General features: G+C 46.3%; 11 protein-coding genes. 5 read left to right on the plus strand and 6 right to left on the minus strand.

All coding sequences use genetic code 11. The annotated features are described in order from the left end of the window. The first annotated feature begins 8 nt into the window (after nt 1–8). A complete protein-coding gene (locus MKX36_RS23945; RefSeq protein WP_340865908.1) occupies nt 9–2,555 on the plus strand; it encodes a LamG-like jellyroll fold domain-containing protein in 2,547 nt (848 codons plus the stop codon). 98 nt (nt 2,556–2,653) lie between these two features. Here the strand turns inward: MKX36_RS23945 and MKX36_RS23950 are convergent, their stop codons facing one another. Both MKX36_RS23950 and MKX36_RS23955 read right to left on the minus strand, forming a co-directional pair. Beyond that, complete coding sequence (locus tag MKX36_RS23950) at nt 2,654–3,835, minus strand: NAD(P)/FAD-dependent oxidoreductase (RefSeq protein WP_013373647.1); 1,182 nt, start codon at nt 3,833–3,835, stop codon at nt 2,654–2,656. A gap of 27 nt (nt 3,836–3,862) precedes the next feature. Beyond that, nucleotides 3,863–4,294 carry a DUF1641 domain-containing protein gene (locus tag MKX36_RS23955; RefSeq protein ID WP_017426146.1) on the minus strand — a complete coding sequence of 144 codons (432 nt, stop codon included), beginning with the start codon at nt 4,292–4,294 and terminating at the stop codon, nt 3,863–3,865. A gap of 500 nt (nt 4,295–4,794) precedes the next feature. On the opposite strand from MKX36_RS23955, the gene MKX36_RS23960 reads away from it, so the two are divergent. Continuing rightward, on the plus strand, nt 4,795–5,190 hold the full coding sequence (locus MKX36_RS23960; RefSeq protein ID WP_290409728.1) for a rhodanese-like domain-containing protein: 396 nt from the start codon (nt 4,795–4,797) through the stop codon (nt 5,188–5,190). 31 nt (nt 5,191–5,221) lie between these two features. On the opposite strand, the gene MKX36_RS23965 is transcribed toward MKX36_RS23960, so the two are convergent. Beyond that, complete coding sequence (locus tag MKX36_RS23965) at nt 5,222–6,055, minus strand: HNH endonuclease (protein WP_340865911.1); 834 nt, start codon at nt 6,053–6,055, stop codon at nt 5,222–5,224. 261 nt (nt 6,056–6,316) lie between these two features. Between MKX36_RS23965 and MKX36_RS23970 the strand changes: the two genes are divergently transcribed. After that, a complete protein-coding gene (locus MKX36_RS23970; RefSeq protein ID WP_340865912.1) occupies nt 6,317–7,810 on the plus strand; it encodes an alpha-amylase in 1,494 nt (497 codons plus the stop codon). A 63-nt stretch (nt 7,811–7,873) separates the two neighbouring features. Here MKX36_RS23970 and gpmA read toward each other — a convergent pair whose 3' ends face one another. The 3 genes from gpmA to MKX36_RS23985 all read right to left on the minus strand — a co-directional run bounded on the left by gpmA (nt 7,874) and on the right by MKX36_RS23985 (nt 9,961). Continuing rightward, nucleotides 7,874–8,623 carry a 2,3-diphosphoglycerate-dependent phosphoglycerate mutase gene (gpmA, locus tag MKX36_RS23975; RefSeq protein ID WP_016822688.1) on the minus strand — a complete coding sequence of 250 codons (750 nt, stop codon included), beginning with the start codon at nt 8,621–8,623 and terminating at the stop codon, nt 7,874–7,876. Nucleotides 8,624–8,783: 160 nt separating this feature from the next. Then, on the minus strand, nt 8,784–9,524 hold the full coding sequence (locus MKX36_RS23980; RefSeq protein WP_019688938.1) for a Bax inhibitor-1/YccA family protein: 741 nt from the start codon (nt 9,522–9,524) through the stop codon (nt 8,784–8,786). A 149-nt stretch (nt 9,525–9,673) separates the two neighbouring features. Further along, nucleotides 9,674–9,961, minus strand: a complete 288-nt coding sequence (locus tag MKX36_RS23985; RefSeq protein WP_013312533.1) for a hypothetical protein — start codon at nt 9,959–9,961, stop codon at nt 9,674–9,676. A gap of 266 nt (nt 9,962–10,227) precedes the next feature. Here MKX36_RS23985 and pepT point away from each other — a divergent pair, with 266 nt between their 5' ends. Together pepT and MKX36_RS23995 are read left to right on the plus strand one after the other, a co-directional pair. Continuing rightward, the gene (pepT, locus tag MKX36_RS23990; RefSeq protein WP_016822686.1) at nt 10,228–11,463 is read left to right on the plus strand and encodes a peptidase T; all 1,236 of its coding nucleotides are present in this window, start codon (nt 10,228–10,230) and stop codon (nt 11,461–11,463) included. A 196-nt stretch (nt 11,464–11,659) separates the two neighbouring features. Next, entirely contained in the window at nt 11,660–12,496 is an 837-nt protein-coding gene (locus MKX36_RS23995; protein ID WP_016822685.1) for a methyl-accepting chemotaxis protein, read from the plus strand. Nucleotides 12,497–12,690: the final 194 nt, after the last annotated feature.

Here is a 12,690-nt window from a genome sequence, read left to right on the forward strand (position 1 = left end):
TGTATACGATGAAAAGATTGCTTAAACGTAGAGCCAGGTCGAGCATTGCATTAACAATGACTTTATTATTGGCAATTGCAGCCGTACCATTAGGTACACTGGACGCCGCAGCAGCGGAGCCGAACCAAAACAAGAAGCAGGATGTGCCGACCTTCTCTAATGTATCGGTTCACGATCCTTCGATTGTCAAAGACGGTGACACTTATTATGTGTTTGGGTCGCATATCGCCGCAGCGAAATCAAAAGATCTCACAAACTGGACTTCTTTTGCAAACGGTTACACTACGCCTGGGAATACCCTTTACGGGGATTTATCGAAGAATCTGGCCGGATCTTTCGCTTGGGCGGGTGAGAATGATGCGGACAGCAAAGGAGGATTCTCGGTATGGGCACCCGATGTATTTTGGAATGAGCATTATGTCAATAAGGATGGCACAAAAGGGGCCTACATGATTTATTATAGTGCCTCCTCCACCTATATACGCTCCGCGATCGGCATTGCCGTTGCCCCCAACATTGAGGGACCCTATCAATATGTGGATACCATTGTGAACACTGGTTTTACAAAGGAGACTGCATTCGATAAAAATAGCAAAGTAGATAAAAAGTGGACAAATACGCCGATTCCACAACTCATTAATGAAGGCAAGCTGAAGGGTCCCAGAGCAGGATGGTTTAATGCCGACGGTTCTTATGCGAATCGGGTGTTCCCGAATGCAATAGATGCAGCAGTCTTTTATGATACAGACGGGCGCTTATGGATGACGTATGGGTCATGGTCCGGAGGCATTTTTTTGCTGGAGCTGGATAAAGCAACTGGCAAACCGATCTATCCAGGCCAAGATGGAACGACGGAGGATGGCCGGTTGATTGATCGTTATTTTGGCACCAAGATTGCAGGTGGATACGGTGAGTCCGGGGAAGGTCCGTATATTGAATACAACTCAAAAACGGGTTACTACTATCTGTATGTAACCTATGGCGGACTTGCAGCTGACGGTGGATATAACATGAGATTATTCCGTTCCAAGAGTCCGACAGGACCTTATAAGGATGCCAAAGGGCAGAATGCTGTTCTGCCAGCAAACACCAAAAATGCAGCCTATGGCAACAAATTAATGGGTAACTTCTTGTTCGATAGCCAAATAGGCGATCCAGGTACAGGTGTGGGCTACGGCTATGTATCTCCTGGGCATAACTCGGTGTACACCGATCCTGCTACCGGACAAATGTTTGTTGTCTTTCATACCCGATTCCCTCAGCAGGGGGAGACTCACGAGCTGCGTGTACATCAAATGTTCATGAATCAGGATGACTGGCCTGTGGTAGCTCCTTACCGTTACGGTGGCGAGACGCTTACAAAGCTGGATGAGAAACAATTCATTGGCGATTATCAATATATTAACCATGGTAGTGATTCTTCGGCGACGATCAAAAATACGCAGTTCATTCAGCTGAAAGCAGATCACACTATTAAAGGCGATGTGCAAGGAACATGGCACAAGTCGGGGGATGCGAATATCCAACTAACACTGGATGGCACTGTGTTTGATGGAGTATTCCTGAGACAATGGGACCAGGTAACGAATCAATATATTTTGGCGTTTACAGTTCTATCGAATAAAGGCGAAATGGCCTGGGGCAGTAAGTTCCCTGATATGCCGGATATGACAGTCGTTGACAGTGTGTATCGTGAATTAGATCTTGGCGATACGAGCCGGGTGACGGCTAATCTGACGCTTCCGAAGGAAGGCAGTCGCCAATCCGCGATTATCTGGAAAACTTCAAACCCAAGCGTCATTTCTGATACTGGTGAAGTCAAGCGCCCCGGGATCGGTGAAAAGGCTGTATCCGCTACTTTGACGGCTTCCATCACCAAAGGAGACAGCAGTCGGGATAAAACTTTTAACATTACGGTAGCTCCTTATGAGAAGGCAACATTGACCGCTTCATACCCATTTGAAAATAACCTAAAGGATCAGAATGATGCTTTTGCCAATGGTAAGGTTACTGGTGACCGGATCGATCGTCAGGGAGGAAGTGTATCCTACGCTGAAGGAGTAAGGGGCCAAGCTGTAGTCCTTGATGGACAGTCAGGTATTGCTCTGCCTGAAGGACTCATATCCAGCTCAGCCTATTCTGTGTCACTGTGGGTGAAGCCCAGCGAGTTGACTGTCCATACACCAACTTTTTTTGGAGCTATGGATAGCAACCACTGGGTTAGCCTTCTGCCCAGAGGACCCGAGAAGGATAACACTATGGTCTGGTCCGGCAGCTCAACTTGGTATACTGGCAGTACGGGCCTGAAGATCAAAGCCAATGAATGGACACATCTGGCCTTCACTGTAGATCGTGGGGTATTAGAGGTGTATGTGAATGGCAAAATTCAATTTACCGGCTCAAAGTTCCCGGATGTCTTTACCTCTAAATCTGGAACATTCAGCCTAGGGGTCAATTGGTGGGACCCTGCGTTCAAAGGATCTATAGATGAGCTGAGTATATTTGAAGGCGCGCTCCCTCCTGCACAGGTGGAAGAGTTAGCCATGATGAAGTGAATTAAGACTATTTGTGAAATATGTAAGCATTGCTAGTGTCGAAGAATGAAAAAAAGAGAGCGCTGAACAGCGCTCTCTTTTAATAAACCATATCAATATTAATAGGCCAATGCAAAAAGTCCTTTGATGTGGGACAAGTAACGGATGTTACTGCCTTCCTTCATCAAGGTGGCTACAGCGCCTTTCAGTTGGGTGCCATTCGCACCTACAGTACCGATCGCGTCTGTTCTGCCCAAGCTGCCCAGTGTACCGGAGAACACTGGCGTAAAGCGTTCCATTTTCGCTCCGTTGAAATAAGCGAAGATGTTGTAACCAACTAATTCACCCATTTGCCAAGCCAACTGTGCAGTTGGAGGGTACGGACGCTCGCCTTCACCTGGGAACACTACTGCGCTGTCGCCAGCGAGGAAGATGTCTTCGTGGGAAGTCGATTGCAGTGCGCCATTCACAGTTGCGCGACCGCGGTTTACTTCAATACCAGATGCGCCAACCAGTGCATTACCTTGTACGCCGCCTGTCCAGATCAGTGTGTTCGTTTTGATCGAACGTCCGTCTTTCAAGAGAACTTCGTCAGCTTTCATTTCTGTAATCGGAACACCCGCTACGATTTGAACGCCACGTTTTTCAAGACTTGTTACTGCACGATCAACCAATGGTTGAGGGAAGCCTGCCAAAATAGATGGTCCAGCTTCTACGCAATACAAGTTGATATCTTCGTAGTTGATGCCTTTTTCACGGCAAACTGCAGGCAGTTTGTCAGCATATTCGCCCACCAGCTCAACGCCAGTCAGACCGCCGCCACCGATAACAATGGTAGCGTCCGCTTTGTTACCGGATTGCTTGTAAGCATCCAGACGAGCTTCCACATGTGCACGGATGCGATTAGCTTCTGCCACTGATTTCAGTGTGAAGCTATGCTCTTGCAGCCCCGGAATACCGAAGTATGCCGTTTCACTGCCCAGGGAAATAACGAGAGCGTCATAGCTCAACGTAGCACCACTGGCCAGAGTTACTTTCTTATCGTCCGGTTTGATTTCGGAAACAGTATCCACTTTCAGGATAATATCTTTGTTACGCAACAGTTTTTCCAAAGGAAGCGCCACAGCTTTTTCGGCAATCGTACCTGCCGCCAAACGGTGCAGTTCCGTAATAATTTGGTGCGACGCAAAGCGGTTTACCACTGTAATGGTTGCTTGGCTAGCGTCCATATGCTGGCGTGCTGTAAGAGCGGCCAGCAATCCGCCGTATCCGCCGCCCAAGATCAAAATTTGCTTCGACATGTCCATCCTCCGTTCTCGATCAGGTAATTATTTGCTTTCGCGTTGGCGCTCATTCAGAATATCCAGGAAAGCCTGGCTGAAACGCAGCGTTTTTTGTACATTAGGATCTTTAAGCATTTTGAGCAGGCCAAACAGACCTACACTGCCGTCCGTAGTTTGTACACGGTCATTTGCTTCAATTGCAGCAGAAGCCAATCCTTTAGCCGAATCTGTAACAGGCTTCACAAACTCTCCCATGGAGTTTTTCATATCTCCGATAAAGACAGGGTCAGTTGCCAGACTGCGGGCTACATCATAAGCATCGGTCATCAAAGTAACCATCTCAGTCAACTTTGGCAGATTCTCTACCAGTACGGTCAGCGATTGCTGAACCTCCGGTTTCATCAATTGGTCCAATACATCCCGAGACTCTTTGGTAGCTTCTTGTGTTACGGCCACCTCTTGTTGGTTTTCAGACATGCGTGAACGTCCTCCTTTACTGTGAAAATAGAAGTCCATTCCTTTCTCGTAACCTGCATCATAAACTCTAGCAATAAAACGTTCAATGAATTCGCCCTTAAACATGCAAGAAGCACAGCTTAAACCGGCCTATACCCTAAAGGGCAAGACTGATGATCGCAGATGCCAATTGTATATTGCTTGGACGTTATTCTGTTGTTGTTACTGCTGCGGAATATCTCACGAAGCGCTCCCTCGTGACTACAACAGGCCGAAACGGAACCCTATACCTCTATATTACACCTTTCACAACCCAATCGTCGAAGAAATTTTAAATTTGCACAAATTTCTGCAAATTTTTTATTGTTATTTTAGATAAAAATTAGAATAAGCACGATTTTTGTCTAATTTTACCTTAAAAAAAGGGGCATTTTATACTAGAGATGGGTAATAGAGAGGGTGAGTTTCTGTTTATTAATATGAAAACCAATACAAAACATATTCCTACGGAGGGTTGAACGATGGCTAAAACATTTGCAGATATGGTTCAAGAAGCGAGGCAGCACGTTCAGGGCATTACTTCACAGGAGGCACGTCAGCGAATTGAATCCAATCCAGATACATTCGTTATCGACGTACAGGATTCTCATGATGCAGGTGCTTGCGGCCTAATTCGCGGTAGCGCCAATATTTCACTGGGCATGCTACCCATCCGCGCTGACCTGGACGTTCCACAAGATTTGCGTGATGAACGCTTACGTGACCGCAACCGCTCAATTATCACCACCTGTGGGGCAGGCGGACAAGCTGCATTGGCAGCTTATATACTGCAACAGATGGGCTTTACCAATGTGGCCTTTATTGAAGGCGGAACAACAGCCTGGAAGGAATCTGGCTTTGAAGTAGAACTGTATTAAGGAAATGTAGCCGATTCCCCAGCAAATCGTCCTAGGTGCGTAAGGTGTCCTCAGAAGCATCGGAAGCACCAGAAGGTTCAAAATCATCCGGAATCGGCAGTGGCACGCCAGACTCGATAAATTCCTCTACATCACGGGCTGCTTTAACTTGATTGCACTCGTTGCAGGCGCATACGCAATTTACTGGCGTGGTGTGTCCACCTTTAGCCCGAGGAAGTAAATGGTCAATCGTGTCGCCATAGCCACCGCAAAAAAAGCACGTATAACGGTCACGTTTAAGCACATATTGGCGGAATTCCTTGTTGCTATAAAGTCTGCGGACCGTGTACGGATTTACAATCACCGCCATGCGTTCTCTGACCAGAGTCATCGCCAAATCAAGCTCAATCTCCTGATGCCAGCGTCTCCCTTGGTCGGTTTTGCCTCTTAGTCGAATCATGCCATTGCGATTAAGCCGCAACGCACGGGTATCCGCAGGCTTCAGCCTGCTAAGCAAATGACGAACCCGTTGCCGATGGCGCTCACGCGCTTTGTCCGTGACGGGCTTCCTACGGGGGCGTTGAGAATCATTAGAAGGCTGCGCGGACGCTTCCAGACCGTACGCAGTCGTATCTGCTTCGGAGCTATGCCGTTCCACAGGAGCAGCCAAGGGCTTCATTTCCTCATGGGAAGGAGCGGACTCAACCGCCCGTTCTTTCGGGGCTAACCCCCGACAGGAACGACAAGGACCACGCCGGGAATAAGGCCCCGCCCGGCGACCGGTTCTGCGCTGAAAGTCTGTTAATGGTTTTATCTCCTGACAATACGTACATTTTTTCATCAGCGGTTCTCCCGCTTCATCCTTATTCTGCTGCGGATCTGTCACGTTCATCCCTCCTTCCCTTTCTTGTTCGAGCTTATGGTTTGCCCGAAATCCGAACTATAGCTAAGTTAGATTCATTTTACCGTTTTCACGTTTCCTTTTCTAGCCATCGAGTCGTTGTCATCACTCAAGGTATAACAAATTTTAATGATTTAGCATACGTTATATAGCGATCCATGTTCTTCATCAACATCATATTGACCATCAGACGTTTAGCCCCCCTCACTTGGTGGGTAACTTGTTATATATGAAGGAGGGACGCACATGAAAAGGAACCATACGATGATGCAATTTTTCGAGTGGAATGTCGCAGCTGACGGTTCTCACTGGAAAAAGCTTGCCCGCCTGGCACCGGAACTAAAAGCCAAAGGAATTGACGCGATATGGATTCCACCTGTCACCAAAGGCCAATCTCCTGAGGATACGGGTTACGGCGTCTATGACCTTTACGATCTGGGCGAATTTGACCAAAAAGGTGCAGTACGCACCAAATACGGAACCAGGGAAGATCTGCTGGAAGCTGTCGCATCCTGCGTTCGCCACGGCGTAGCCGTCTATGTCGATCTGGTCATGAACCATAAGGCAGGTGCAGATGAAACCGAAGTATTCAAGGTCGTCGAGGTCAACCCGGATAATCGTAATGAGGTCATTTCCGAGCCCTTTGATATCGAAGGCTGGACTAAATTTACATTCCCCGGCCGGCAAGGGAAGTATTCCACATTTCAATGGAACTTCGAACATTTTAACGGAACGGATTACGATGCAAGTCAGGACCGGACAGGAATCTATCGTATTTTAGGTAAAAATAAAAACTGGAGCGATAATGTAGATGATGAATTCGGCAATTATGATTATTTAATGTTCGCCAATATTGACTATAATCATCAGGATGTGCGTAAGGAAATGATCCGCTGGGGCAAGTGGCTGGTGGATACTCTACAATGCAACGGATTCCGTCTGGATGCAATCAAGCATATTAATCATGAATTTGTACGAGAGTTTGCTACAGAAATGATTAAAAAGCGTGGGCAGGATTTTTATATGGTAGGCGAGTTTTGGAAACCGGATCTGGAATCGTGTCAAAAGTTTCTGGATACCATCGATTATAAAATCGACCTGTTTGACGTATCCCTCCACTACAAACTACATAGCGCTTCCTTGGGTGGTAAGGATTTCGATTTAAGCACCATTTTCGAGGATACGCTGGTTCATACCCATCCCCTGAACTCGGTTACTTTTGTCGATAATCATGATTCCCAGCCGCATGAAGCGCTCGAATCCTGGGTGGAGGACTGGTTTAAGCCCAGTGCCTATGCACTCATCCTACTGCGCAAAGATGGTTATCCCTGCGTATTCTACGGGGATTACTACGGTATCCAGGGACAAACGCCTGTGAAAGGCAAGCAAGCTGAGCTAGACCCGCTCCTATATGCTCGGTACCACAAAGCTTATGGTGAGCAAAAAGATTATTTTGATGATCCCCATACGATTGGATGGGTTCGTCAGGGCATTCCTGAGCTGCACGGCTCTGGATGTGCTGTGGTGATCACCAACGCAAATGACGGGGAAAAGCGCATGTTCGTGGGTAAACAACATGCAGGAGAAAAATGGACCGATTTGACTGGGCATCACGATCATGCCGTGAAGATCGAACAGGATGGCTACGGCGTATTTCCCGTTCGTGCTGGCAGTGTATCGGTATGGGCACTTCCTACCGAGGAAGACAGCCTGGAAACAGAGGATACCGCGAACACTTGATGTATATCAACTCAAAGAGGACAGGATGCAAGGAAGCACCCTGTCCTCTTTGTATATAGAAAATCACTCCGTCACCTTGCTTTGGTTGGCCACAGCCTGTTTTTTTGCCTCTACATGACTCGGATCCCCAAGATAGAAGCGTCGTATAGGATCGATATGCTCATCCAGCTCATACACCAGTGGGATACCTGTCGGGATGTTCAAATCCAGCAGTGCAGTTTCGTCCAAATTCTCCATGTACTTGATCAAGGCTCGTAAAGTATTACCGTGTGCGGAAATGATAACCCGGTCCTTTTTGAGAATCAACGGCACGATCCGTTGCTTCCAAAACTCACCAACCCGATGCACAGTGTCTTCTAGGCTTTCCCCGAGCGGCAGCTCCTCCGGCTTAATATGGCGATAACGCTCTTCCCGATGTGGACTCCGTTCATCCTGCTCATCCAACATGGGTGGTCGCACCGTCAAACTACGCCGCCAAATATGAACCTGTTCCTCGCCGTATTGCACGGCGGAATCCAGCTTGCTGAGCCCCTGAAGAGCACCATAGTGGCGTTCATTCAGCTTCCATGACTTCTGCACGGGTATCCACAGATGATCCAGCTCATCCAAGATATGATACAACGTGCGGATAGAACGTTTTAGCACAGAAGCAAATGCCAAATCAAACGTATACCCAGCCTCCTTGAGGATACGTCCTGCCTCGATGGCCTCATGAGTTCCCTGTTCAGTCAGATCGACATCCGTCCAGCCTGTGAACAAGTTTTGTCGGTTATACACGCTTTCTCCATGCCTCACCAGCACCACTTGATACATATACCTCACTCCTCACCTATCTATCCTCTATGTTTTACCCAACTTCTATGTATTTAACGTAAAATGCATTTTTTAAACCGCCTCTTTCATACAAAAAAGGACGACATTCAGCCGCCCTTCTCTTCTCATCCTACTTGAACATATGCAATAGTCGCAGACCTTAGTCCCTATTGCTAAGCTTAGCTAACAGATCCAATATTCGTACATATAGCCACACTAACGTTACCAGCAATGCAAAAGCGCCATACCATTCCATATATTTGGGTGCACCTTGATCAGCTTGTTCCTCAATGAAATTAAAATCTACGAGCAGATTCAAAGCGGCAATGATGACGATAAATAAACTAATGCCAATACCCACCCAGCCCGTTTCATGGATATACGGAACATTCATACCGAAAAAATTCAAAATAAAATCAACCAACGTCACCAGAAAAATCGCCATCGTACATAGGACAACAAATGAGATAAAGCCACGTGTCACCTTGATGATTCGTTGTGTATACATAAAGAGCATCAAGAACAAGATACCCACAGTCAGCAAAATGGCATTAACTACAATTCCAGGGTACTCATACTCCATAAAAGCGGAAACGCCACCCAAAGCAAAGCCACTCAGAATCGCATATACAGGAGAAAGCAATGGAGCCGTTTTTGGAAAAAAGGATATCGCAAGTGCTACGCCTGCCATCCCAATAAAGCCTGCCGTCAGCAATGATAGCACCTCTACGGTTCCTTGGTAGGTCATATACCAGGTAATACTGCTAGAAACGATAAGTAGGACCAGCAGAAGTAACGTTTTGTTCACCGTTCCTCCGATGGTCATACGTTGTTCGCTAGCTTCTCTTTCATCTTCACGTAAAAAGATGTCATCACGTAAAACCGGATTGCTAAAGCTCATACAGGGTACTCCTTTTCGATGTGTTATTTACGATGTCATATGTATATATCGGCACAACCTGAAAAAAGTTTCAGAAAATTTCAAACAATAAAAAAACTCTAACCTTGCCTTTCGGCAAAGCTAGAGTTAGAGGGTCAAGTCGTTACAGATTAAAAATCAGCGGTAGCAATTTGGATAGTACCTGTTACTGCTCCAACTGGAGTCGCCTGAAGAGCAGCTACCAGCAGCAAAGCAACTTCTAACGTAAGGCTGTTGCCCGCTGGGATTACATAAGTGATCACAGGAGCATTGACACGGGTAACCACAAGATCAACCGGATTGGCACCTGTATTATTCACAGTAATCGTAGCATTATTACCGCCTCTCAGATTTTCAAAGAAGGACTTACCCACACCAGCAGCAAGATTGTAGAATTGCGAAGGTAAAAGAATCGCCATAGTCTTCACCTCCCTTGCGTTTGATAATGTATTCTATGCTCCCAATCTATCAACGTAACGTTAAGTGTCTCAGTAATAAGACACAATTTAAAAGACTTATAGATTAACGTACTCTCTATATATTAAAAGGAGTTGCCCTCTCAGATCCTTTGCCTAATCTGCGGACAACCTGTCATTTTGAAAGGTTAAACCATTTTTTTCATATTATAAGCCTAATCATGATAAAATACGTACCATAATGAAAAAGACCCAAGGAGGATAACCACATGAAACAGGAACTGATTGACCGCCTGACTACATATGTTCAGGTGGATACCCAATCCGACGAAAGCAGCCACACTTGCCCCACCACACCCGGACAGCTCACATTGGGCAACCTCCTGGTAGACGAACTGAAATCCATCGGTATGACAGACGTAACCATTGATGGTCATGGTTATGTAATGGCAACCCTTCCCTCCAATACGGATAAAGAAGTGCCCGTCATTGGTTTTCTGGCACACCTTGATACGGCTACTGAGCTAACCGGCGCAGGAGTGAAGCCACAGTTGACGGAGAATTACGATGGAGGCGATATCACGCTGAATGCCTCGCTGGGTGTAGTACTTTCTCCACGTGAGTTTCCCGAATTGACTCAATATAAAGGCCATACCCTAATCACAACAGATGGTACCACCCTGCTCGGTGCAGACAACAAAGCTGGCATCGCAGAAATCATGACAGCAATCCACTATCTGATTGATCATCCAGAAATTCAACATGGCAAAATTCGCGTTGCTTTTACACCGGACGAAGAGATTGGAAGAGGACCTGAACGCTTTGATGTAGCCGCTTTTGGTGCTGAATATGCTTATACAGTAGACGGCGGACCGCTCGGAGAACTGGAGTATGAGAGCTTCAATGCCGCAGCTGCTCATATTACCATTCATGGTGTGAATGTACATCCTGGTACGGCTAAAAACAAAATGATCCACGCTGCCAAAATCGCTATGGAACTGCACAGTAGATTACCTGCGAATGAAGCCCCGGAATATACAGACGGGTATGATGGCTTCTATCATCTGTTGGAGTCTACAGGCACAGCAGAACAAGCCAAACTGTACTATATTATCCGCGATTTTGATCGCGAGAGCTTCGAAAACCGGAAAGCTTATTTGACAAATATCGTAAAAGAGCTCCAGGCTGCCTATGGAGATAACCGCATCACGCTGGAGCTGAGAGATCAGTATTACAACATGAAAGAGAAAATCGAGCCTGTCAAACATATCGTCGATATCGCACATGAAGCAATGACAAAGCTGAATATTGAGCCCATTATCAAGCCGATTCGTGGAGGCACAGACGGTTCACAGCTGTCTTACATGGGACTGCCTACACCGAATATTTTCACAGGTGGGGAGAACTATCACGGTAAGTATGAGTATGTGTCAGTGGACAACATGGTGCTTGCCACCAAGGTTATTGTGGAAATCGCACAGTTGTTCGAGCAACGCGGCAAGTGAACCACTTATACACACTGACACGTTTAGATTAAATATGAAGGCACATCGTTTCGTAATGGAAACGATATGCCTTTTTTATTGAAGCTCTCATATCCCCTTAAATTTTCGATACCTTTATAACTTTTATCCGTCTTCAGACCGACAATTATATAAGACTATAAAAAATATATTTAGTAAAGAAAGGTAGGCAGTCCACTTGAATACAATAGATGCATTAATTGTAGCCATTCCCTACATACAACAGGTTATGCGTGAGAAAGTAACCCTTGCTCTCTTCGACCGCACTCACGTTCTTGCTTACACCCAATCAGAGGGTATGGACCTCGGCTTTGAAACAGGCTCGGAGCTGCTGGAGGACTACAAAAATTTTGCCATGCTTAAAAATGGACATGAGGCCAGCTTGACCCACATTCCGGCTGAAGTCCTGGGATATCCTCTTGATATGATCAGTATTCCTGTGTTTGACGATAAAGGGGACGTCATCGCAGCGTTTGCCGCCTCCTATAATTTGACCAACAAAAATCAACTGGATCAAATCGTATCCGAAAACCTCTCCATTACCGAGCAACTCATTGAGATGGTGCAGCATGTAACAGCGCATTCGGAGGAGCTACAGGCTACCAGTGAACACATTTTGAAGAACACCCAAATTGCCGTACAAAACTCGGGTAAAATTAATCAGGTTGCTGTATTTATCAAGGAAATTTCCGATCAAACCAACCTGCTTGGATTGAATGCTGCGATCGAAGCCGCACGTGTCGGAGAAGCAGGAGCAGGCTTCGGTATCGTTGCTCAAGAAGTACGCAAGCTGTCCGTAGAGTCCAAAAAAGCGACGGTCGATATCGAGGGAGCCCTTAAGGATGTACAGAACTCCATTCGTCAGATGGAGCAGGAAATAGAGCAAATTGTTTCTTCTTCTCAAGAGCAGGCGACTCTGGTAGGCTCTTTCACCGAAGTCATGGAGCGTATGCAAAAGGCGAGCGAAACGATGCAACATCTGGCCGATAACCTGACTTCCTATATTGTAAAATAAATAACATCGTTTCTTGGCATGAGAAAGGGGAGCGCACTGATCCGCAAATGGCGAAAAAGTGCGCTCCCCTTATTTACACAATCCCTACTGGGTATGACGATCGAAGTCTGAAATCAAGCAGTAAAAGAAAAAACACCATGATTCGAAGGATGCACGGAGTCTAAATCTCCCAATGTATTTCCTATCGGAAGAGC

Source organism: Paenibacillus sp. FSL W8-0439, assembly GCF_038008995.1.
In the GTDB taxonomy this organism is placed as follows: domain Bacteria; phylum Bacillota; class Bacilli; order Paenibacillales; family Paenibacillaceae; genus Paenibacillus; species Paenibacillus polymyxa.

Coding starts and splice junctions, on each gene's coding strand:
- MKX36_RS23980 (WP_019688938.1), bottom strand. CDS start 9,524: ATGAGCTTTAGCAATCCGGTTTTACGTGATGACATCTTTTTACGTGAA.
- MKX36_RS23945 (WP_340865908.1), top strand. CDS start 9: ATGAAAAGATTGCTTAAACGTAGAGCCAGGTCGAGCATTGCATTAACA.
- pepT (WP_016822686.1), top strand. CDS start 10,228: ATGAAACAGGAACTGATTGACCGCCTGACTACATATGTTCAGGTGGAT.
- MKX36_RS23955 (WP_017426146.1), bottom strand. CDS start 4,294: ATGTCTGAAAACCAACAAGAGGTGGCCGTAACACAAGAAGCTACCAAA.
- gpmA (WP_016822688.1), bottom strand. CDS start 8,623: ATGTATCAAGTGGTGCTGGTGAGGCATGGAGAAAGCGTGTATAACCGA.
- MKX36_RS23960 (WP_290409728.1), top strand. CDS start 4,795: ATGGCTAAAACATTTGCAGATATGGTTCAAGAAGCGAGGCAGCACGTT.
- MKX36_RS23950 (WP_013373647.1), bottom strand. CDS start 3,835: ATGTCGAAGCAAATTTTGATCTTGGGCGGCGGATACGGCGGATTGCTG.
- MKX36_RS23970 (WP_340865912.1), top strand. CDS start 6,317: ATGAAAAGGAACCATACGATGATGCAATTTTTCGAGTGGAATGTCGCA.
- MKX36_RS23985 (WP_013312533.1), bottom strand. CDS start 9,961: ATGGCGATTCTTTTACCTTCGCAATTCTACAATCTTGCTGCTGGTGTG.